Genomic DNA, 21914 nt, shown 5'->3' with positions numbered 1-21914 from the left:
GAAGAATGACAACAAAGAGACTTTATTGTTCTAATTTTGGCAACATAGAATTATACGAATATGGAAGGAGGATTTTGAAGGTAAATGGGGAGAGATAAAAAATAAGAGGCGTCGTTAGCGCCTCTTTGGAATTGGGGTTAAAGACCTTAGGTATGTTGACCTTAGTTATGTAGTTCTTGGCTTTAGAAAAAACTCAGTGCCGCTTACGCCTCAAATAAATACAGGTAGTCGCCGTAACCTTGGCTATCCATTTGGTCTACTGGGACAAACTTCATCGCTGCTGAGTTCATGCAGTAACGCAGACCGGTTGGCTTGGGACCATCTGTAAACACATGACCGAGGTGAGAGTCGCCAAACTTACTGCGAATCTCGGTTCTTGGGAACACCAATTTAAAATCGGTTTTTTCAACCACATAGCTCGTGCTTATGGGCTTGGTAAAACTTGGCCAACCCGTACCCGATTTGTACTTATCTGTGGACGAAAACAAAGGCTCACCAGTGACTATATCGACATAAATACCCGCTTGTTTATTGTCCCAATATTTGTTTTTGAATGGACGTTCTGTGCCATCTTCTTGCGTCACGTAATATTGAAGCTCTGTGAGTTTTGCTTTGATTTCCTTATCTGCAGGTTTCTCATACACCTTGGCTGTTGGGGCATTTTTCGCGTCGATCAATTGACGCAGTGTTTTCGGGTTATCTTTACGATCGTCGCCAAACACTTCATCCAAGTACTGATCGCGACCAGAAGCGAAGCGGTAGTAGTTGTATTTCAAGCTACTCTTTTTGTAGTAGTCCTGATGGTAAGTTTCTGCTGGATAAAACGTATCAAACTCGATCAGTTCAGTTTTCAACGGTTTTGGGAAAATCATCGCCTTATCAATTTCCATCATAAATTGCTCGGCAATCTGTTTTTGCTCCGCATTGTGATAGAGCACAGCAGGACGGTAATGTGCACCGCGGTCAACGAATGACCCTTTGTTGTCTGTCGGGTCGATATGGCGGAAAAAGTGGTCCAACACTTCTTCATAGCTAACCACATTAGAATCGAACGTCACGCTTATCACTTCGATATGACCCGTTCCGCCAGAAGCAACTTGGCGATAGGTTGGGTTTTCTAGTTCCCCTCCAGAATATCCAGACACCACATCCAGTACACCTGGCAGTTTTTCTAAATCGGATTCGGTACACCAAAAGCACCCACCGGCGAGCGTTGTTATTTCTGATTTACCCGATGCAGCTTTGGTTTCCATTGTATCTGCTGTTCCAGTTTGACTGAGCAAGAAGAACATCACAGGAACAGAGAATCCCACTAATAGTTTCGAGACTGTATTCATAACTTCCTTAACGTCATTTTTATCAATGGAGTTACATAAGAAGACAGGCGTAATCACAAAAAAGTTACAGCGATAATGAAAATTTCTCTCCCTCTTGGAATCGATAGGCAAGAATCTCCTGACCGTTCCTTTGGTTAATGGTTTGATTTAACGGTTATATTTCATTAATCGTATTTTTGTTGGTCAGCTTCGCCAATAACCCCCCCACTTTATTACGTATTTCTCGTCTATCTACGATCATATCTAACGCGCCATGTTCCAATAAAAACTCGCTTCGCTGAAATTCATCTGGAAGTTTTTCGCGAACCGTCTGCTCAATAACTCGTCGCCCTGCAAATCCAATTCGGGCCTTAGGTTCGCCGATATTTATGTCACCAAGCATCGCTAGGCTTGCCGATACGCCACCAAAGGTTTGGTCTGTTAGTACCGAAATATAAGGCAATCCCGCATCAGATAAACGCTTTAGGGCAGCACTCGTTTTGGACATTTGCATTAGGGACATTAGCGATTCCTGCATACGCGCACCGCCACAAGCAGAAAAACACACGAGCCCACATTCTGCATCAATTGCGGTTTCAACTGCTCTAACAAAACGAGCACCCACAACAGATCCCATGGAACCGACCATAAAAGAATATTCAAAGGCGCAAGCCACCACAGGCACCCCTAAAAGTTTACCTTTCATGGCGACTAAGGCATCCTTTTCACCCGTGCTTTTTTGTGCAAGCGTCAATCGCTCTTGATAGCGCTTTAAATCTTTAAAACCGAGAAGATCTTTTGGTTCAAGTTCACTCGCAATCTCACACCGGTCTCCTTGGTCCAAAAAGACATCTAACCTGCGTCGTGCAGCCATTCTCATATGGTGGTCGCACTTAGGGCAGACCTCTAGGTTTTCCGTTACCGTTGCACGATAGAGCGTGTGTTCACACGAAGGGCATCGGGTCCAGACCCCATCCGGAATTGTGGATTTTCGCGTTCTGATTATGTTCTTTGTATCTAACAGCTTTTCTAACCAACTCATTGGGCAACCTTAGTCAAAAACCATACCTATCTGTAAGCACTCTCCAGATAAGCCTTTCATGACATTGCATTGTATAAGCCTACTTTTGGTAATAAAGTGGCGTAAATAGGATTCATAATCCAACAATATGGGACAGTTAGAATGCTAGAGAAGATTGATCAGGTATGGCTCAAGAGCTTTCATTGTGTCTATGAAAACAACAGTTTTAAAAGAGCTTCTGAATTTCTCGACTTACCGACCTCCAACGTGAGTCGACATATCGCGTTATTGGAAGAGAAGCTAAGCACGCGACTTTTCGATAGAACGACACGCAAGATAGCCCCAACGGAAGCCGGCGAGCAGCTTTACACTCGCACACAACCACTGCTCAATAAACTCAATGATGCGCTTGAAGACATCACTCAACACACGAGTGAAGCCATGGGACAACTTAGGATTCTGATGCCCGACTCTCCTACATTGGCTGAGACTGTGGTGTCTTTCTGTTCTCAGTACCCTTCCATTTCCTTGTGTTGCGATACCAGCATTCACCCGAAAGAGGATTTGCTGGATGGGTTTGACGTTGTTTTGAGTTTCCACCGCGGGAAACTTGCCGACAGCAATTGGATTGCAAAAGAGATTAAACGCTGGCCAAGTGTGGTGGTGGTGGCACCGAAACTCATTCAAGCTCACCCTTCCCCTTTTCGGATTACCGATTTAAATCATGTGCCTTGTATTAGCAGTTTCTCCGTTTTGAACGGCACACCTTGGATATTCAAAAATAAAAAAGGCGAACTTATCACACAGAAAGTGAACTCTTCATTTAGGGTGAACAGTGGGCATCTTGCTAAATCGGGGGCGTTGGCTGGCCTTGGGTTTGCCATACTTCCAGCGGAGTTTTGCTGTGATGAAATTAATTCAGGTCTTCTCAATGCCATTGAGCTTGAATATGAACCTGAAGATTTGGTTCTGTATGCGTTTTATGCCTCTAGAAAGCACTTGGCAAAAAAAACGTCCATGTTCATTGAGCATCTATTGCAGCAATCAAAAGCGGGCTAGCAGAGGGAGTTCCCCTTTGAATTAGGTTAACTCTTTTTGGCGGTAGCTCCGCGCTTTCTGGTTGTGCCTGATTTTTTCGCTGTGCTTTTTCCAGTACTACGACGTTTTTTGTAGGCTGGTCGCTCTACTTTGGGTAAGTGCCTAAGCGATTCTGGAACAGGACCAAATTTCACCTTTTCCATTAGCCCAGTAATGTTGGATTCCAATGCTTGCATAAAAGGTTGGTAGGCTTGGTTGCGTTCCGCCATGCCTTGAAGCTGGTGTTCCCAATTGGCGGTCATGTCTGGGTAGGTGGACTCGTTCGGCAGAGCATGAATCAAACCTCTACCGGCAGGAGAACTTAAAATAGATTTGCCTTGGCGAGTAAGTAATTGGCGCTTGAATAGAGTGTCTAGAATGCCAGCGCGTGTGGCTTCTGTGCCTAGCCCGTCAGTTTCACGAAGGATTTTTTTGAGTTCTTTGTCTTCCACAAATCGGGAAATACCCGTCATAGCTTGAAGCAATGTGGCTTCAGTAAAATGTTTGGGTGGCTCTGTTTTTCTGTCTTTGATTTCACCTTCACGGCATGTGAGCACGGTTCCTTCTGGTAAGGGAGGAACCGTATCGACCCCTTCTTCTTTCTCTGCTTTGTCTTTCCCCATCAATATTTTCCATCCGGGATCAGTCAACTGCTTGCCAGACGCAACAAATGTTCCGCCAGCGATATCAAAGATCAGCTTGGCTTCTGCAAATAAAGCTGGTGGGTAGAATTGCATAAGATACTGACGCGCAATCTGTTGGTAAATCTTCATTTCATTACCAGACAGCCCGTTTACCGACGCTTTTTTGGGTGTTGGAATGATGGCGTGGTGGGCATCGACTTTGCTGTCGTTCCACGCTTTCGATTTACGGGACAAGTCCGCACCTTGAACCGCCTGAGCGAGCTCCTTGGCGTTATTGCCAATGGCATCGGTTACCGACCCAGCTTGCCCAAAATGTTCCACCGGTAAATATCGGCTATCAGAACGTGGGTAGGTAATCAGTTTGTGTTTTTCATACAGTGATTGGCAAACATTCAGCACATCTTGCGCACTCATACCAAAACGTTTTGCAGCATCGATTTGTAATGCGGAAAGTGAATACGGGAGCGGCGCGGCTTGCTTGGTTTGTTTTTGTTCCGATTTCGTTACCGTAGCGGGCTGATTAGCGATACGTGATGCGACGTTCTCTACCAGTTTTCGGTTGAGTACTCTTCCTTCTTCATCTTGCCAAGGCTTACAGGCTTCGCTCGGTTTCCAGCGAGCGCGAATATCAAAGCTGCCATTTTGATCTTGATATGGAATCAGCGCATGAAGGGTAAAATAATCACGAGGCACAAAATTTTCGATTTCTTCGTCTCGGCGAACCACTAATCCAAGAACGGGAGTTTGTACTCTTCCTACCGATAACACTCCTTGATAACCGGCTTTTTTCCCAAGTAAAGTGTACGCCCGAGACATATTCATGCCGTATAGCCAATCAGCTCGTGAACGGGCTAATGCCGATACAGAAAGAGGGATAAAATCACGATTACTGCGAAGCTGAGAAAGTGCCCGCTTTACCGCAGGTAAGTTTAAGTCACTGATCAGTAACCTTTCCATGTTCTCTTTTTTGCCTTTGGGGACTTTGCAGTAATCGATCACTTCGTCCACCAGCAGTTGCCCTTCACGATCAGGGTCGCCAGCATGAACAAGGTGGCTGCTTTCTTTTAACAGCTTACGGATCACCGTGAGCTGTTTACTTGAAGTCTTGCGAGGTCTGAGCTGCCATTGCTGCGGGACAATGGGCAAGTCGTCCATGTTCCATTTTTTGTAACGTTCATCATAGGCATCGGGTTCCACCTGTTCCAACAAGTGACCGATACACCAAGTGACGATGTCACCATTCCCGCAACGAATAAATCCGTTTTCGTTTTTTTGAGGCTTGGGTAGAGCGGCGGCAATCGCGCGTCCTAAGCTGGGTTTTTCGGCAATGATGAGTCGAGACATAAATAAACGTGAAAAGATTCAGATAAAACAAAAGCCACATTATCTAATGTGGCTTTCAGAATGCAAGAAAAACTGTTTTTTTATACAGTTAATTTGTATTAATACCGAAACTAGGTCGCTATAGAAATTCAATAAATTGGCTTAAGTCTCGCTCTGGTACTTTCATTGGTGTGCAGCCCGGAGTGCCAACGTAGAGGAAGCCAACGATTTCGTCTTTGCCTTCCAAGCCAAATGCTTCGTGTACCTTCGGATGGAACATCCAACTTCCTGAGCGCCAAAACGCTTGAAAACCTTGCGCGACAGCGGCCATTTGCATGGCTTGAACAGCGCATCCCGCAGAAAGGTATTGTTCCAGAGCGGGTACTTTTTCATGCTCAGTGACTTTGGCAATAACGGTAATCACCATGGGGGCACGAAAAGGGGCGTTTTTCAGTTTTTCGATCACCGCTTCTTCGCTGTTTTCTGCTTCAGCGGCCGATACCAAAATATCCGCGAGCTTTGCCAAGCCTTCACCTTGTGAAATCACAAAGCGCCAAGGGGTTAACCCGGCATGGTCGGGGGCGCGAAGCCCAGCTTTGATGATGTTTTGAAGTGTTTCACCTTCTGGCGCTGGAGCAGAAAGCTTAGCGATTGAGCGGCGATTCAATAAAAGGTCTAGCGCTTCCATTTGAAGTCCTTATTCGTTTTTTTCAAATGTAGCATAAACCTACCCAAATTTAGCCCCTGTATTTTAGAGGCTAATTCTGTGTTTACAGCGCTACCGCTAACTTTACACCTTGGCGAATGGCTCGAACAGCATCGAGCTCTCCAGCATGGTCTGCTCCGCCAATAATATGGAGTTTATCACCAAGCTTGCTCCAATCTGACTCAAATGGTCTTACTGATTCTTGCCCTGCGCACACCACAACCGTATCGGCATCCAATAGCTTTTCGTCGCCCTGATGCTCTATGTATAAGCCTTTCCCGTTAAGCCGCTGATATTTGACTCCGCCTATCAAATTCACCCCACGCTTTTCTAAAGTACGTTTGTGGATCCAGCCCGTTGTTTTGCCAGGCCCTTTCCCTACTCGACCATTTCGACGCTGCAACACCCATACGGTTTTGTCGCTAACAGAATCAGGATAAGGGAATAGACCACCCGGGTGATCAATGTTCTTATCGATGCCCCACTCATGCAGCCAATCATCCAAGTCATGACCATTTGGTTCCGTTAACATAGTGGCGACATCAATCCCGATACCACCTGCGCCAATAATGGCAACTTTCTCGCCTACGGGCGTCTTATCACGGATCAGTGTTTGGTAATCCACCACTTTTTCAGCATTGTCGAAACCTTCGATTTTCACTTCTCGCGGCGCAACCCCAGACGCCATTACCACTTCGTCGTACCCTTCTAGCATGTCAAAAGTCACTTCTGTTGAAAGCTTGAGGTTAACCCCGGTGGTATCGATGCGGTTGGCAAAGTAACGAATGGTTTCACGAAACTCTTCTTTACCCGGGATTTGCATGGCTAAGCGGAATTGACCACCAATACGATCATTGCGTTCATATAAATCCACATCGTGACCGCGCTCCGAAGCTGTAGTCGCAAACGACAACCCTGCTGGTCCCGCCCCCACAACTGCGATCTTTTTCTTTTTGGCTGTCGGTTGAACCACGATTTCCGATTCGTAGCACGCTCTAGGGTTGACAAGGCAACTTGCTCGTTTGCCTTTGAACACGTTATCCAAACACGCTTGGTTACATCCAATACAGGTATTAATAAGGTGGCTTTGCTGCGCTTCTGCTTTATTCACAAAGTCCGGATCGGCCAAGAAAGGGCGCGCCATCGATACCATGTCTGCCTGGCCAGAGGCTATGATTTTCTCGGCTTCATCAGGTGTATTGATTCGGTTGCAAGTGATAACTGGCACGTTAAGGTGTGGTTTCACTTTTTCCGTCACCCACGCAAAGGCACTGCGCGGAACTTGTGTTGCGATAGTCGGAACTCGCGCTTCATGCCAACCAATACCGGTATTGATGATGGTGACTCCAGCTTTTTCCAGCTCTTTGGCCAGCAAGACGACTTCTTCAAACGTACTGCCTTCTTCCACTAAATCCAGCATGGATAAACGGAATATGATGATGAATTCTTTGCCCACTTTTTCGCGGATTGCTTTTACCGTTTCAATCGGAAAGCGCATGCGATTTTCATAAGTTCCCCCCCATTCGTCGTAACGCATGTTGGTGCGTTTACAAATGAACTGGTTGATCAAGTACCCTTCCGAGCCCATGATTTCGATGCCGTCATACCCCGCTTCTTGCGCGAGGGAGGCAGAATTAGCGAATGCGCCAATGGTTTTTCGGATCTGACGCCCACTCATTTCACTGGGTGTGAACTTTGCGATTGGAGCTCTGATCTCTGATGCGCTTTGAGAAAAAGGATGCATGGCATATCGACCTGCATGCAGTAATTGAAGCGCAATTTTCCCACCGTGTTCATGTACGGCGTCGGTGACGACTTTGTGGGCTTGGGCATGTTTATTTTTACTAAACTCTGCACTGAACGGATGTAGCCTTCCCCGTAAATTTGGTGAAAAGCCGCCCGTTACTATTAGCCCTACTCCCCCCTTCGCCCGCTCTGCATAAAAAGCAGCAAGTTTGTGTAGACCTTGCTTGTCTTCTTCCAAACCGGTATGCATGGAACCCATTAATACCCGATTGCGTAACTGGGTAAAACCCAAGTCCAGCGGCGAAAGTAAATTAGAATACATAGGGAGAGCTCACTTTAATTTTATAGTAGTGGTATGACCACCTTAAAAGCCTAAAAACAAAAAATCAAACAACTGTTTACATTTTTACAACAACGATCAATATTCTGTGTTTTTCTTCCCTAAGATCACGTAGGATGGAGCGATTAGCTAAGTACTTGTATTGGAAAGACATGAAAAAGATATTTCGAGTTATAGGTTTGATTTTTAAGTGGATATGGAAAGCGATTTCCTTCCTACGAGTTGCCATCATCAACCTATTCTTTTTGTTTTCTTTAGCGATCATCTATTTCGTTTATACCCAAGCCGATACCGCAGCACCAGTCGTGCAAGAGAAATCGGCGCTTGTCATGAACTTGTCCGGTCCGATAGTGGAACAAAGCAGCTACGTTGCCCCTATGGATTCATTCACAGGTTCGTTGCTAGGCAGTGAGTTACCAAGAGAGAATGTTCTGTTTGACATTGTTGAGGCGATTAGACACGCGCAAAACGACGACAACGTGACGGGTTTGGTATTAGCCCTACGTGAAATGCCAGAGACCAATCTCACCAAACTTCGCTACATTGCTAAAGCGCTTAACGAATTTAAAACCTCCGGCAAGCCTGTCTATGCCATTGGTGACTTTTACAACCAGAGCCAGTACTACTTGGCCAGTTACGCTGATAAAGTGTACTTGGCTCCGGATGGTGCAGTACTTATGCAAGGCTACGGCGCATACAATCTCTACTACAAAGACATGTTAGAGAAGCTAGATGTTAATACGCATGTCTTCCGTGTTGGCACTTACAAATCTGCTATTGAGCCATTTACTCGCAATGATATGTCTAACGAAGCCAAGGAGTCGGCGTCTCGCTGGCTGACACAACTTTGGGATGCGTTTATTCATGATGTTGCGTTAAACCGCCAGATTGAAGCGTCCACTCTCGCCCCTAGCGAAGCCGATATGCTGAGATTGCTTAATGAATCAAAAGGCGATTTAGCGCTGCTTTCCAAAAACATTGGTTTAGTTGATGAACTGGCGACCAGACAACAAGTCAGAAAAGCTCTGGTGGAAGAGTTTGGTAGTAATGGCAACGATAGCTTTAATCACGTCGGATACTACGAATACCTAGCAACAATGACTCCGAAGTTGAATTTTGCCGCTGACGATGTCGGTGTGATTGTCGCCAGTGGCGCGATTATGGATGGTTTCCAACCTCGCGGAACGGTGGGTGGCGATACGATTGCATCACTGATGCGAGACGCTAGAATTGACGACAAAATTAAAGCCGTTGTACTTCGAGTGGACAGCCCGGGCGGCAGTGCTTTTGCTTCGGAAGTGATTCGTAACGAAGTGCAAGCATTGCGTAATGCAGGAAAGCCCGTTGTTGTGTCTATGTCTAGCTTGGCAGCTTCTGGCGGCTACTGGATTTCGATGAGTGCCGACAAAATAGTCGCACAACCGACAACTCTTACCGGTTCCATTGGCATATTCAGCGTTATTACAACGTTTGAGAAAGGCTTGAACAACCTCGGTATCTATAACGATGGCATCGGCACATCTCCTTTCTCTGGCATTGGGGTAACACGTGGTCTCACTCCTGCTGCATCTGAAGCGATTCAAATGGGTATTGAACACGGCTACCAGCGCTTTATTGGTCTAGTCGGCGAAAACCGCGATATGAGTGTTGCTGATGTCGATAAGGTTGCCCAAGGACGTGTTTGGACAGCGAAAGATGCGATGTCATTCGGATTGGTCGACCAAATGGGCGATTTTGATGATGCCGTTAAGCTGGCTGCTGAACTGGCAGAACTGGATTCATACAACGTTTACTGGGTAGAAGAGCCACTATCTTCCACAGAACAGATCATTCAAGAGTTGATGCAAAACATCTCTGTTAATTTAGGCATTGATGTAAACAGCGTTTTACCTCAATCGCTGCAGCCTGTCGCCAAACAGCTTAAGCAAGATTTAAGCGTGATGCAGAGCTTTAATGATCCTAAAGGGCACTACGCGTTTTGCTTGAATTGCCAAGTCCAATAGTTCTGACACTTGAACGTTAGTAACAACCTTTTTAAATAGACGCTTCGGCGTCTATTTTTATACTATTAGGAAAATTATGGGGTTAAAGATATAAATGTTAATTAGCGAACAGGTTTAAAGTATTTCCTTCTGGGGTTTTGAGCAGAATTCGCTATAATCCCGCCATAATTACAACGTGTAACGAATAGAAACATAACCCCATGCAAAAAAAACACATATACATCGCTTATACTGGCGGCACCATTGGAATGCAAAAATCTGATCAAGGTTATATTCCGGTTGCTGGGTTTATGGAAAAACAACTTCAAAGCATGCCGGAATTTCATCGTTCTGAAATGCCCGATTACACCATCCACGAATATGAGCCGCTCATCGATTCGTCCGATATGACGCCTATGGATTGGCAGCAAATCGCCGATGACATTCGAGACAATTACGACAACTACGATGGTTTCGTTATCCTTCATGGTACCGACACCATGGCTTACACCGCTTCTGCGCTTTCGTTTATGCTCGAAAACCTCGGTAAGCCAGTCATCGTTACGGGGTCGCAAATTCCCCTAGCAGAGCTGAGATCCGATGGGCAAGCAAACTTACTCAATGCTCTGCACATCGCTGCAAATTACCCGATTAATGAAGTCACATTATTTTTCAATAATCAGTTGATGCGGGGTAATCGCAGCACTAAGTCGCATGCGGATGGGTTTAATGCGTTTACGTCCCCTAACCTGCCAGCACTGCTAGAAGCGGGTATTAACATTCAAGTCAGTAATCACATTGAAGTGGATAAAAAGCCCGCAGGCGACTTTAAAGTACATCGAATTACGCCTCAACCGATTGGCGTTATCACTATGTACCCTGGTATTTCGCACGAGGTCATCCGAAATACTCTGCGCCAACCTGTGAACGCAATGATTCTTCTGACCTTTGGTGTTGGAAATGCGCCACAAAACCCTGAACTATTAGGGCATTTAAAAGAAGCTTCGGAACGCGGCGTGATTGTAGTGAACTTAACGCAGTGTCTCGCTGGCAAGGTGAATATGGGAGGCTACGCCACAGGATGTGCTTTAGCAGAAGCTGGTGTTATCAGCGGGTACGACATGACACCAGAGGCGGCGCTTGCCAAATTGCATTACTTGCTGAGTCAGAACCTCGGCTACGAAGAAATAAAAAGCCAGATGCAAGAAATTCTTCGCGGTGAAATGAGCCTTTAGAAAAAACAAGAGAGGAGGCAAATGCCTCCTCTCTTTTTATTTATCGTTCTTTATCGATGTGCTGTTAATTTATTCTTTATCGATTTTTATTCGAGTGATTTCTTCTTCGCCTTTAGAAAATTCCTTTTTTAGCTCAACTTTCGACTTGAACTCAATTTCACCACCCGCAGCAACAGACATATGCTGTGCTTCAGTATTGTGCTTGGATTGGTATAGCATAACGGCTTGCATGCAAGAATCTCGCTGCTCTTGGTTTAACGGAGTACCATCCGGCCATTTACCCGTTTCTACAGCATAATTTAAGCGCTCGTATACCTCTGGGGTCATTGCTTCAATAAGTTGCTCTACATTCACTTTCTTTCCTAATTTTAAGTAAATAGGTTTTGAATAAGACCATATCCGGCTACTATGCTTAGTCAAGTAATGGACCACAAATTAGAGCATTAGATCACAAGCGGGATGCCAATGATAAAAACTCGACTTCTTATTTGTATCGCTTCTGTAGCAACGCTTTCCGGATGTTTTGAAGCTCATCAAAACACGGGAGAACTGTGTGAAGCCAATCCGACACTTCGGTGTGAAAAACTCAACATGCGCGACGGGCAATGTCGCATACCAAGAACAGACCTCATCTGGCACCGATATGATGCACTGAGAAACAATACCGTAGACAAAATACTTAAAGAATTTGAGATCTTACATGAATATCAGCAATGTCTTGAGTTAGCGGCTCAAATACAACCAATAGATCAAAGTGATCTTAAGGAACGCCGATTCAATGCGCTTGTTCATACGTATGACGAACAGAAACGCATATTAAACGACTTAAAGTCCTCAACCGATCCCTACGCACTGTATTTCCGCTGGACACAAGGCGATGACGACGCTCAACGAGAGTTTTTGCAATTAGAAGGAACGGAAAAACTCAATACCGCTAAACTTCAATATGCATTGGCTACCTACTACGCCAACCGAGATCGCAATAAAACACTTATTCTTCTTGAAAATGCGTTAACGCTAACCAAAAAAGGTGAGCTGAATAACGAGGTGATTAAATCATTAGCCAGTACTAACCAATCGCTCGGTAATTTGGAATACGCTTATATTTGGGCAATGGTAGGCAAAGAATTTGAGCTACCCATTGCCTCAGATAGAAACCTTAGAAGAATGTATCCATACCCAGAGGAAAAGCTAGATAAGCTGAATGACCTAGCTGATGATGTGGCTGACTCCGTCAAAGGCGGTCTTTATAAACCGTCTTTGATTCCGGAAATAGACACACTTAGAAAATGGTAAAAACTATACCCAAGTAACCTCAAGATGCAGGATTCAGAGCCTCATATTCTGTTTCAGTTCAAGGAAGAGAACGCAGCGGAATGATGAGTCCTTTCCAAGTTCTTTGACGATGAAATGGGACAGAATATGAGCTCCCAAGGGCGAGTTTAACTGCCTTCCATACTGCGTTACCGATTCTTGATTTAGACACACTAAATCTTCAAATCGATGTCTTGTCTGAAAGGCAGTTAATTCTCGCTGAACCTAGCATCTTGAGGTTACTTGGGTATTTGTGAAATTAATTTTCAAAGGTGATGTGTTACACATCACCTTTTTTAGTATTGTTGAAAATTAACGACACTGAGTTAACGCAAAATCGTTCACCTGTGGTTTTAGGACCATCAGGAAAAACGTGACCCAAATGGCTATCGCATGCTGAACAACGAATTTCCACCCTCTTCATTCCGTGACTCAGATCCTCAATATAGCGAACTGCTGCCTCGTTAATCGGTGCATCAAAACTTGGCCAACCACACCCAGAGTCGTACTTGTTTTCCGAGTGAAAAAGAGGGGTATGACAACAGGTGCACTGATATTCGCCGCTTTGTTTATTATGAAGTAATTTTCCAGAAAAAGGAGCTTCTGTTCCGTGTGCCCTACAAACACGATATTCTTCGCCTGTTAGTTGTTCTTTCCACTCTTTTTCCGTTTTTTCAACTGGTTGCGCCTTTTGGTTCACGTTTATATTTCTCCATTTTTTTTGTTTTTTATTCATTTTATTAAACAAAGTCTTGCCTAAGACTGGGGTTGTAGCACATACTTCTTAACCGAAATATGACTTGTGCGTCATTTTTGACACACAGATATTGACTGAATGCTTCTACGCATGATTGTTGGCGTTAGATCCACCCAGTCATGTGTAAAAAATATACATTTGCAAAGATATGTTAAAAAAAGCATCGCTTTTTTTTGACTTTAGACAAGTTAACCTTGATTATCTGTTGCAGATTTTTACTGGATTTTGTAATTTTACTACCAGTTATCTTTAATCAGAAATTAAGTTGTGGAGCAACTATAATGACTATCAAAGTAGGTATTAACGGTTTTGGCCGTATCGGTCGTTTCGTATTCCGCGCTGCTCAAGAGCGTGCAGACATCGAAGTAGTAGGTATCAATGACCTTATCGACGTAGAGTACATGGCTTACATGCTTAAGTACGACTCAACTCACGGCCGTTTCAACGGTACTGTTGAAGTTGAAGGCGGAAACCTAATCGTTAACGGCAAAACTGTACGTGTAACTGCTGAGCGTAACCCTGAAGATCTTAAGTGGGATGCAATCGGTGTAGACGTTGTTGCTGAAGCAACTGGTCTTTTCCTAACTGACGAGACTGCACGTAAGCACATCACTGCGGGTGCGAAGAAAGTTGTTCTAACTGGTCCTTCTAAAGACGCAACTCCAATGTTCGTTATGGGTGTTAACCAAGACACTTACGAAGGCCAAGACATCGTTTCTAACGCTTCTTGTACTACTAACTGTCTAGCGCCTATCGCTAAAGTTCTAAACGACAACTTCGGTATCGTTTCTGGCCTTATGACTACAGTACACGCAACTACTGCTACTCAGAAGACTGTTGACGGTCCTTCTGCTAAAGACTGGCGTGGTGGTCGTGGTGCTTCTCAGAACATCATCCCATCATCAACTGGTGCAGCTAAAGCTGTAGGCGTTGTTCTTCCAGAACTAAACGGCAAACTAACTGGTATGGCTTTCCGTGTACCAACTGCTAACGTTTCTGTAGTTGACCTAACTGTTAACCTAGAGAAAGGCGCTTCATACGAGCAAATCTGTGCAACTATGAAAGAAGCTTCTGAAGGTCCTCTAAAGGGCGTTCTAGGTTACACTGAAGACCAAGTTGTTTCTCAAGACTTCATTGGCGAAGTTCAAACTTCAGTATTCGATGCTAAAGCTGGTATCGCACTAACTGAAAACTTCGTTAAAGTTGTATCTTGGTACGACAACGAAATCGGTTACTCAAACAAAGTTCTTGACCTAGTTGCTCACATCTCTAAGTAAGCATTAGTAAAAGACTTTCTTTGATGAAAGATTAAAAAAGGCGACCATTGTGTCGCCTTTTTGTTTATCTGTATATCAACAAAAATTAGTTTAACAACATCAGGATAAGAAGATGGAACTAACTACTCTCCCTGCTCTGACCGTACTTTCAGATAACGTCACAATTGTAGAATATGAAGGTCTTAAAATAGTTCGTGTGATGCATGAAAAAGCCACTGCGGGTATTTCCCTTCATGGTGGACACGTTATTTCTTTCAAGCCAACGGATCAAGAAGACCTTATTTGGATGAGTAAAGAAGCGAATTTCGATGGTAAAGCCGCACTTCGTGGTGGTGTTCCGGTTTGTTGGCCATGGTTTGGTCGTATTGCATCGCCAGCGCATGGCTTTGCGCGTACTAGCCAATGGGAATTGGTTGAACATAGAGAAAATGCCGAAGGTGTCATTGTTAGTCTTGGTCTGAAAGCAAGTAACGAGACACTCGCAATATGGAATCATCAATTTGAAGCCATTTTGAATGTTGAAATCTCGGATGATCTCACCATCACATTAGATGTGAAAAACACAGATACATCTGAATGGACATTCTCCGGTGCTCTGCATACTTACCTCAATGTTGGCAACATACACGATACAGAAACAACTGGAATGGGGCCAGAGTTCATTGACGGATTAAACGCCAATCAAGTGACTCAAGGTGGTAACACACTTACGCTCACTGAAAGTATTGATCGTGTTTACACTCAGCCTGAAGGGCAAATTAAAGTCGCTGATACGTCCTTAAACCGCTCATTAATCGTCGAAAATCAAGGTCATAATTCCGCAGTACTCTGGAACCCATGGAAAGACGGAGCGGAAGGTATGGGTGACATGCAAGACGACGGTTACCTAACCATGCTTTGTGTGGAATCGACTATTCACGCCCCTACCATCGAGGAAGGGAAGACATTGCAGCCTGGCGAAAGTCATCAGCTTGCTACCAAGCTGTCTTATAAAGCTTAGGTACTGACCTTTCAAAGGCATTGTTGTGATCTGAGGTTCGCTGTTTAAGATCGGTGGAAAGATTCCACTGATCACAATGAAGATTGCATCTTTTCAAGCGGCTAGCTCATTAGCCGCTTTTTTATTTCTTTTTTATACATTCAGCGCCCAAATAACTTACTCTGTTAGTATTTGTTAATCTTTAGTTCGCATCATTACTGATATGATTCAAAATAACCTTTCTGGAGACAATTCAGAGTTCAGGTTACTAGTCACAAATCGTCACAGTCCAGTCAATGAGATTGAAATAAAATTGGCACAATACCCAAGGAGAGGAAATGTATCTAATGGATCCTACTAATCAATACAGCTTAATGCTTGTTGAAGATGATATGGAACTGGCTGAGCTGATCTGTGATTATTTAAAAGGTCATGAGTTCGACGTAACACACGTGAGCAACGGAATAGATGCAGCACAACGAATTGTGGCAGAGCAACCTGATATTGTCATATTGGATGTCATGCTTCCCGGGCAATCGGGTATGGACGTTTGCCGACAAGTAAGAACCGACTACCTTGGCATGATTTTGATGCAAACCGCCCTTGATGACGACATTGATCAAATGATGGGATTAGAGCTGGGCGCGGATGATTACATTGTAAAGCAAGTTCAACCGAGGCTTTTACTTTCGCGCGTTCGCGCATTACTTCGAAGAAATAAACGCACCAACACGCCCGCAGATACTCAAACAGTACTGACATTTGGCGCGTTAAAGATTGACTTGCAAAAACGACAAGTTTCTATGAACAACAATGAAATCCAGTTAACCACGGCCGAATTCGAGCTTTTACATCTTCTTGCGCAAAATCCTGGAAAAGTCGTGTCACGAGACGACATTGTCCAGCAAATAAGAGGCTATGAATACGATGGTTTGGATCGCTCAATTGACCGAAGGATTTCTCGTCTAAGAAGAACACTTTTAGACGATCCTAATCAACCTCAAATCATTAAAACTGTTCGCGGAAAAGGCTATCAGCTCTGCGCAGATAAACGCTAACGGAGTTTCCATGATTAAGGCATTTTCTATTCTTTGGCTAGTGATTCTCATCCCCATTGCATTATTCTTCAGCCCATTCTCCGCCAATCCACTTAACTATATCAGTAACCTATTAACAAAAGATTTTTATCAAAATATTTACGGTCCAACGCTCTATACCTTACAAGAAGACTTAAACGCACTTCCCGCTGAAAACTGGTCTCAATACATTGAAGACTTACAACCCCATTTTGGCGTGAACTTAAAAATTGTAGGCATTGCGGATTTCCCATTAAACGACACCAATCTAACGTCACGCCTCGAGGCAGGGGAAATTGTTTACCATGTTTCCGATCCCCCAGCGTTACTCATGAGAGTGAATAAAAGTGATCAAGCCATTTATTTTGCTACAGATTTAGCCAGTTACGACCATGGGAGAATTCAGGCACAAGGTCCATTGTTTATTCTGACACGGGAAGTAAAAAAAATACCAAAAGACCAGCGTGAAGCCGAATTAAGAAACCTAATCCAAGAAATGCCAGTCCTTGCCTCTATCGAGTCTTTGGATTCATTGGAGATCTCCAAAGAGAATAAAGACTCGTTATTGTCTGGCGAAATAACCTCAGAATTGAGTGAAGAAGGAGAACTTATCTTATTCTCCCAAATTGAAGGCAAAGATATTTTGCGTGTAATGGACAACCAGTCTGGCACTATTCAAATTCAATTCCTAGGTGCGATCATAATGGCGATCATGCTATGTATTGCAGCCGTTATTGTGCTTTGGGCGATTCCTCTTTGGCGCGATCTAAAAAGGCTTGTTGCAACAGCCAACCAATACGGTAAAGGCGATCTTCAAGCACGTGCAAAAACATCTCGAATGTCTGTGGTCGCTCAATTAAGCGCTTCATTTAACAACATGGCTGATAGCGTTGAAAAGTTGATATTGGGGCATCGCGAGCTCACGAATGCAATAGCACACGATTTAAGAACCCCTCTTTACCGGCTGCGCTTTGCTTTTGAAATGCTCAACGACGACATCACTAAAGAGCAAAGAGAAAAGTACAACAATATTGTTGAAAAGAGCATTGATGACCTAGACCATCTCATCAACCAAACCTTGATTCTATCTCGTTATTCTCGCCGTGTTCCGAATGCAAAACAAATCGTTCCATGCGTACTAGAACCTATATTGCGCGCTGAAATTCATCACTTCCAACTGGAACACTCAGATCTTCAGGTTGAATTCAATTGCTCATCCTTGCTTGAGGAAGAAGAAATCATGGTCGATCAGAGAGCTATGGTTCGTGCAATGAACAACTTACTGTCGAATGCCGCTCGGTTCGCGAAAAGTACCATTGTCGTCACCTTAGAACGCCACCCGAAAACTTGGCAGTTAACCATTGAAGATGACGGTGTAGGTATCCCTCTGGAGCTTTGGGATTCAATATTTGATCCATTTACACAGGTAGACAACGAAGAAAGAGATACCACGACAGGTCATGGGCTCGGTTTAGCCATTGTCAAACAGATTGCCATTTGGCATGAAGGTGACGTGCATATTTCACAGTCCTCTCTAGGTGGCGCCAAGTTCACCTTATCTTGGAACGCAAAGCCAGAAGAGGATCAACAGGTAAACCGCACGCATGTTGTCACAAACGGTCACAGTTAGTCTTTATTTTGACATGGAGTAAAGAACAATTATTAAACAAAATAGCCACTCTATTTCAACACATAATAGGTACAGGGATGAAATATCTGCACAGAACGGTTGGCATCACTTGCTTGATGATGAGCACTCCTTTAATCGCAAACTCAGAGATTGAGGATCAAGAAACACCATTTGATCCAGGCTGGCAATTTGTTTTATCAGCGAACGTTGGAGTTGGAACCGAGCAGTCCCAACTTAATACTCACGATGACAACAAAACTACTGATTCGCTACAAAGCAGTGGAAAATCAACGTCTGGATTTGGAGCCTTTCCTTTTGTCCGAGTGGAGTACACATTAGATAGCGGCTATACACAGTTTTACTTAGGTCAAAGTGAAGATCAGGTAACTAACGAACAGTTTCAAGCGGAAATTGGTGTGAACCACTATCTGAATGGCGTGGGCTTAATTAATGCTGCGTATTTCCCGAAAATTCCTGGTGTCAATGAAGTTTGGGAAGATGCCTATTTGATTGGCTCTGCCCGTAAAACAACAAATTCTAATGCTCAAGGTGGACGAATCGCCTACTCACCAGAAACCACTTTGCCTTTAACGTTCCGCTACGCTTTTGTTAAGTACGACGTAGAAAACGACAAATCTGGTAAAGGGCAAAATTTGTCAGCTGAGAATATGAAAAAGCTGGAAAGAAACAGCCTATACCAACGAGTGGCAGTTGAAACGGTTTTCCCCCTAACCGACAACATGGCACTTTTGCCTGCCCTGAACTACACCGTTCGTGATGCCGATGGCAAAGCCCATAGCTTCAAAGAGTTTGGTGGTGATTTAGGCCTGCAGTATTCACTAGGGAAGCACAGCTTTGTTGTTCACGCTGGTATCGCACAGCGCGGATTTGATGCTAAAAATCCAGTGTTCAACAAAAAGCAAGACACCTCAATAACCAACTTGTTCGCACTCTATTCTTATGCGCAACCATTTGGTTGGGAAAGAGCGAGTATTAGCGTCATTGGTGGTATTGGCAATGAAGATTCAGACATCAATTTCCATGACACTAAATCCAATTACATTTCAGCGGGTGTTAACTACTTCTTTTAAAATGATTACCACATACCCAAGCAGCGCATCGTTTCTTGGGTATCGCTCACTTAATTCGATTCATATGAGTTTCAAGGAGGAAATCAATGCGTATCACTGTCATTTTGACCATTACAGCACTATTCACTCTGTCGGGTTGCTCTCGATTTCCTCATAACGACATTGTGAAATGGATACCAATCCCATCCCTAGAACAAGTAAAACCCTCAGAGGAATGGGTATTGTTCAGACAAATCAACACTGCCGATACACCCACCAAGCAGAACCATTTTTCTTCTATAGGTTCAGAAAGTTTGGCCAAAGCCGTGGCTAAAAACATCATTACCAAAATTGGTTTGTATGTCATGACCGCGCGGTTGCCCTCTCCTCACCAACAATATACTCGATGGGAGCACTTAGTAACCGAATGTGGAGATTGATGGTCGTGCTTTTGAATCTTTGGATCTTCGGACCTTTGCAATGACAAGCCTATACCGCTAAAATTTGCGACCCTATTGTCTCTGCGAGTTGAACATGTCTTATCAATGCCCACTTTGCCAAACGAAACTTGCTTTCGTTCAGCATCATTATCGATGTGAAAATAATCATCAGTTTGATGTTGCAAAAGAAGGCTACGTTAACCTAATGCCCGCGCATCATAAGCGTTCAAAAGATCCAGGTGACAACAAAGAGATGACTCAGGCTCGCCGTCGGTTTCTAGATAGTGGTCATTACGATAAGCTTCGCGCTTCGGTTGCTGCTACTTGTCAAAAATGGCTCGATAATACATCCGCACAACTGCTCGATATAGGCTGTGGTGAAGGGTATTACACCAACCAAGTAGAAAGCACCTTGCGAGCATCGAACCCTCACGCCAAAGTGTTTGGGCTCGATATTTCTAAAGTCGCTATTCGGTATGCCGCAAAACGTTACAGAGGTTGCCAATTCAGTGTAGCTTCAAGCCATCGTTTGCCTTTTGCAGATCAGTCTCTTGACGCCGTATTGAGAATTTATGCGCCTTGCAAAGCCGATGAACTCAAACGTGTTATTCGCCACCAGGGCGTTGTTGTTACTGTTACACCCGCCGGTCGCCACCTGTACCAACTTCGTGAAGGCATCTACGACGATGTCAGGCTACATGACGAAGCCCATGAAACTATCGATGGCTTCACTTTATTGGGCGAAGAAAAGTTGAATTACACAATGCCTTTAAATGGAAATGAAGCGCTAGACCTACTTCAAATGACACCGTTTGCTTGGAAAGCGACAGACGAATTCAGGCAATCTTTGTCTGATTCTTCGACGTTTGAATGTGAAGCAGACTTCATGATCAGAGCCTACCAGAGAGTCTAATCCCTCGTGTTTTGAAGGGTTAGAATCAATACAAACCATGGTATGGTAAGACGATATCGTTAATCGGATTGAGCTATATTTTGAGCGTTACTGACCCTTCATTAAATCGGATAGAAAAATTACTTTCTTATATCCACAGCAACGTTGATTTACCACTGACTTTGGAAGATCTTTCCAAGCAGAGTTGTTGGTCGCGCTGGCAGCTTCAAAGGGTCTTCCATTCAAAGACTGGCCTGAACGTTGCGCAGTACGTCCGAGAAATTAAACTCAGTTTGGCTGCCGAGCAAATTCTTACTTCTCAAGATCGCATGGTTGATATTGCAGTAGCATTTGGGTTCAATTCCGAAATCAGCTTCAGCCGTGCATTCAAACAATACTTTGGCTTAAGCCCTCGCGCGTACCGCCAACAAGGCAATCGAAACCGAATCAAAATCCCACTCGTGCGTCCGAGCGCTAGTGCTCCCAGATATCAACCCGATACCGACTACTTCCAGATTCGAATAGAGCACAGAGCAGCCTCGACCTTATATGGTATCCGCGAACCAATAAAAGGGTTGTTTGCCCAAACACCAAACTTCAAGCAAAAGGTTCCTCAAATCTGGGAAGAACTTCATTCGAAGTGTAAAGAAGTTCGGGGACTTTCCCCCCAGCTTGGTGTCATTGACGCTACCCATAGTGTAATAGGTGAAGAAGGCTTGGAATATTGGTCAGGGCTAAACGCCGAACAGTTAAGTGAGCGGACGAAATCAAAACTTACCCCTCTGGACATCCCTGAGCACGACTATGCAGTATTACCCGTTCATGGACCAATCGAAAAATTAGCCGACTTAGTGGAATGGTTTATTTTATTCTGGCTCCCTGAATCAGGGTATCAGGGTGTAGATGGCTATGAAATTGAGGTCTACGATCACAGATTCAATGCCACTAGCAATACCTCTTATATGGAGTACTGGTTCCCTGTTATTAAAAATTAATGAGCAATCGCTCATTAAAATGAGAGTTGCACCAAATTGTTAATTTTCACTTCACCATTCGCTATATGATTCCTACCTGATAATCATTATCATT

At 44.1% G+C, this 21914-nt stretch carries 19 protein-coding genes; 12 read left to right on the top strand and 7 right to left on the bottom strand.

The window, feature by feature from the left end:
• Window positions 1-203 precede the first annotated feature (203 nt).
• A complete protein-coding gene (msrB, locus tag VPNCDNU1_RS18915; RefSeq protein ID WP_104401773.1) occupies window positions 204-1337 on the bottom strand; it encodes a peptide-methionine (R)-S-oxide reductase MsrB in 1134 nt (377 codons plus the stop codon).
• Window positions 1338-1491: 154 nt separating this feature from the next.
• Window positions 1492-2358 carry an acetyl-CoA carboxylase, carboxyltransferase subunit beta gene (gene accD, locus VPNCDNU1_RS18910; protein WP_104401772.1) on the bottom strand — a complete coding sequence of 289 codons (867 nt, stop codon included), beginning with the start codon at window positions 2356-2358 and terminating at the stop codon, window positions 1492-1494.
• A gap of 141 nt (window positions 2359-2499) precedes the next feature.
• Between accD and VPNCDNU1_RS18905 the strand changes: the two genes are divergently transcribed.
• On the top strand, window positions 2500-3396 hold the full coding sequence (locus tag VPNCDNU1_RS18905) for a LysR family transcriptional regulator (protein ID WP_104401771.1): 897 nt from the start codon (window positions 2500-2502) through the stop codon (window positions 3394-3396).
• Window positions 3397-3422: 26 nt separating this feature from the next.
• On the opposite strand, the gene VPNCDNU1_RS18900 is transcribed toward VPNCDNU1_RS18905, so the two are convergent.
• From VPNCDNU1_RS18900 to VPNCDNU1_RS18890, 3 genes are all read right to left on the bottom strand, one after another.
• On the bottom strand, window positions 3423-5402 hold the full coding sequence (locus VPNCDNU1_RS18900; RefSeq protein WP_104401770.1) for a DNA topoisomerase III: 1980 nt from the start codon (window positions 5400-5402) through the stop codon (window positions 3423-3425).
• A gap of 118 nt (window positions 5403-5520) precedes the next feature.
• Window positions 5521-6069, bottom strand: a complete 549-nt coding sequence (locus VPNCDNU1_RS18895; protein ID WP_104401769.1) for an NAD(P)H nitroreductase — start codon at window positions 6067-6069, stop codon at window positions 5521-5523.
• A gap of 82 nt (window positions 6070-6151) precedes the next feature.
• Window positions 6152-8155 carry an NADPH-dependent 2,4-dienoyl-CoA reductase gene (locus VPNCDNU1_RS18890; protein ID WP_104401768.1) on the bottom strand — a complete coding sequence of 668 codons (2004 nt, stop codon included), beginning with the start codon at window positions 8153-8155 and terminating at the stop codon, window positions 6152-6154.
• 170 nt (window positions 8156-8325) lie between these two features.
• Between VPNCDNU1_RS18890 and sppA the strand changes: the two genes are divergently transcribed.
• Window positions 8326-10176 (top strand): signal peptide peptidase SppA, encoded by a 1851-nt coding sequence (gene sppA / locus VPNCDNU1_RS18885; protein ID WP_104401859.1) that lies wholly within the window; start codon window positions 8326-8328, stop codon window positions 10174-10176.
• A 200-nt stretch (window positions 10177-10376) separates the two neighbouring features.
• On the top strand, window positions 10377-11390 hold the full coding sequence (gene ansA, locus VPNCDNU1_RS18880; RefSeq protein WP_104401767.1) for an asparaginase: 1014 nt from the start codon (window positions 10377-10379) through the stop codon (window positions 11388-11390).
• A 69-nt stretch (window positions 11391-11459) separates the two neighbouring features.
• Here the strand turns inward: ansA and VPNCDNU1_RS18875 are convergent, their stop codons facing one another.
• Entirely contained in the window at window positions 11460-11744 is a 285-nt protein-coding gene (locus tag VPNCDNU1_RS18875) for a YeaC family protein (protein WP_104401766.1), read from the bottom strand.
• Window positions 11745-11855: 111 nt separating this feature from the next.
• On the opposite strand from VPNCDNU1_RS18875, the gene VPNCDNU1_RS18870 reads away from it, so the two are divergent.
• On the top strand, window positions 11856-12686 hold the full coding sequence (locus tag VPNCDNU1_RS18870; protein WP_104401765.1) for a DUF2989 domain-containing protein: 831 nt from the start codon (window positions 11856-11858) through the stop codon (window positions 12684-12686).
• Window positions 12687-12984: 298 nt separating this feature from the next.
• Here VPNCDNU1_RS18870 and msrB (VPNCDNU1_RS18865) read toward each other — a convergent pair whose 3' ends face one another.
• Window positions 12985-13440, bottom strand: a complete 456-nt coding sequence (gene msrB / locus VPNCDNU1_RS18865; protein ID WP_104401764.1) for a peptide-methionine (R)-S-oxide reductase MsrB — start codon at window positions 13438-13440, stop codon at window positions 12985-12987.
• 302 nt (window positions 13441-13742) lie between these two features.
• On the opposite strand from msrB (VPNCDNU1_RS18865), the gene gap reads away from it, so the two are divergent.
• The 8 genes from gap (at window position 13743) to VPNCDNU1_RS18825 (ending at window position 21820) form a co-directional block, all read left to right on the top strand.
• Window positions 13743-14738 carry a type I glyceraldehyde-3-phosphate dehydrogenase gene (gene gap / locus VPNCDNU1_RS18860; protein WP_104401763.1) on the top strand — a complete coding sequence of 332 codons (996 nt, stop codon included), beginning with the start codon at window positions 13743-13745 and terminating at the stop codon, window positions 14736-14738.
• Between the two features lie 112 nt (window positions 14739-14850).
• Complete coding sequence (locus VPNCDNU1_RS18855) at window positions 14851-15738, top strand: D-hexose-6-phosphate mutarotase (RefSeq protein WP_104401762.1); 888 nt, start codon at window positions 14851-14853, stop codon at window positions 15736-15738.
• A 326-nt stretch (window positions 15739-16064) separates the two neighbouring features.
• Window positions 16065-16775, top strand: coding sequence for a response regulator transcription factor (locus tag VPNCDNU1_RS18850; RefSeq protein ID WP_101112938.1), 711 nt, complete (start codon window positions 16065-16067; stop codon window positions 16773-16775).
• A gap of 10 nt (window positions 16776-16785) precedes the next feature.
• Complete coding sequence (locus VPNCDNU1_RS18845; RefSeq protein WP_104401761.1) at window positions 16786-18423, top strand: ATP-binding protein; 1638 nt, start codon at window positions 16786-16788, stop codon at window positions 18421-18423.
• 77 nt (window positions 18424-18500) lie between these two features.
• Window positions 18501-19514, top strand: coding sequence for a DUF2860 family protein (locus VPNCDNU1_RS18840; RefSeq protein WP_104401760.1), 1014 nt, complete (start codon window positions 18501-18503; stop codon window positions 19512-19514).
• An 86-nt stretch (window positions 19515-19600) separates the two neighbouring features.
• Window positions 19601-19933: a hypothetical protein gene (locus VPNCDNU1_RS18835; RefSeq protein WP_104401759.1), complete on the top strand. Its 333-nt coding sequence runs from the start codon at window positions 19601-19603 to the stop codon at window positions 19931-19933.
• 94 nt (window positions 19934-20027) lie between these two features.
• A complete protein-coding gene (gene rlmA / locus VPNCDNU1_RS18830) occupies window positions 20028-20846 on the top strand; it encodes a 23S rRNA (guanine(745)-N(1))-methyltransferase (protein WP_104401758.1) in 819 nt (272 codons plus the stop codon).
• Between the two features lie 80 nt (window positions 20847-20926).
• Window positions 20927-21820 carry an AraC family transcriptional regulator gene (locus VPNCDNU1_RS18825; RefSeq protein ID WP_145959468.1) on the top strand — a complete coding sequence of 298 codons (894 nt, stop codon included), beginning with the start codon at window positions 20927-20929 and terminating at the stop codon, window positions 21818-21820.
• Window positions 21821-21914 lie beyond the last annotated feature (94 nt).

Origin of the sequence: Vibrio penaeicida, assembly GCF_002933855.1 — a bacterium.
Lineage (GTDB): Bacteria > Pseudomonadota > Gammaproteobacteria > Enterobacterales > Vibrionaceae > Vibrio > Vibrio penaeicida_A.
This window is presented reverse-complemented; position numbering and strand designations above follow the sequence as displayed.

Excerpts from the sequence above, each read along its gene's own strand:
- msrB (WP_104401773.1), bottom strand. The coding sequence starts at position 1,337 with ATGAATACAGTCTCGAAACTATTAGTGGGATTCTCTGTTCCTGTGATG.
- accD (WP_104401772.1), bottom strand. The coding sequence starts at position 2,358 with ATGAGTTGGTTAGAAAAGCTGTTAGATACAAAGAACATAATCAGAACG.
- VPNCDNU1_RS18905 (WP_104401771.1), top strand. The coding sequence starts at position 2,500 with ATGCTAGAGAAGATTGATCAGGTATGGCTCAAGAGCTTTCATTGTGTC.
- VPNCDNU1_RS18900 (WP_104401770.1), bottom strand. The coding sequence starts at position 5,402 with ATGTCTCGACTCATCATTGCCGAAAAACCCAGCTTAGGACGCGCGATT.
- VPNCDNU1_RS18895 (WP_104401769.1), bottom strand. The coding sequence starts at position 6,069 with ATGGAAGCGCTAGACCTTTTATTGAATCGCCGCTCAATCGCTAAGCTT.
- VPNCDNU1_RS18890 (WP_104401768.1), bottom strand. The coding sequence starts at position 8,155 with ATGTATTCTAATTTACTTTCGCCGCTGGACTTGGGTTTTACCCAGTTA.
- sppA (WP_104401859.1), top strand. The coding sequence starts at position 8,326 with ATGAAAAAGATATTTCGAGTTATAGGTTTGATTTTTAAGTGGATATGG.
- ansA (WP_104401767.1), top strand. The coding sequence starts at position 10,377 with ATGCAAAAAAAACACATATACATCGCTTATACTGGCGGCACCATTGGA.
- VPNCDNU1_RS18870 (WP_104401765.1), top strand. The coding sequence starts at position 11,856 with ATGATAAAAACTCGACTTCTTATTTGTATCGCTTCTGTAGCAACGCTT.
- msrB (WP_104401764.1), bottom strand. The coding sequence starts at position 13,440 with ATGAATAAAAAACAAAAAAAATGGAGAAATATAAACGTGAACCAAAAG.
- gap (WP_104401763.1), top strand. The coding sequence starts at position 13,743 with ATGACTATCAAAGTAGGTATTAACGGTTTTGGCCGTATCGGTCGTTTC.
- VPNCDNU1_RS18855 (WP_104401762.1), top strand. The coding sequence starts at position 14,851 with ATGGAACTAACTACTCTCCCTGCTCTGACCGTACTTTCAGATAACGTC.
- VPNCDNU1_RS18850 (WP_101112938.1), top strand. The coding sequence starts at position 16,065 with ATGGATCCTACTAATCAATACAGCTTAATGCTTGTTGAAGATGATATG.
- VPNCDNU1_RS18845 (WP_104401761.1), top strand. The coding sequence starts at position 16,786 with ATGATTAAGGCATTTTCTATTCTTTGGCTAGTGATTCTCATCCCCATT.
- VPNCDNU1_RS18840 (WP_104401760.1), top strand. The coding sequence starts at position 18,501 with ATGAAATATCTGCACAGAACGGTTGGCATCACTTGCTTGATGATGAGC.
- VPNCDNU1_RS18835 (WP_104401759.1), top strand. The coding sequence starts at position 19,601 with ATGCGTATCACTGTCATTTTGACCATTACAGCACTATTCACTCTGTCG.
- rlmA (WP_104401758.1), top strand. The coding sequence starts at position 20,028 with ATGTCTTATCAATGCCCACTTTGCCAAACGAAACTTGCTTTCGTTCAG.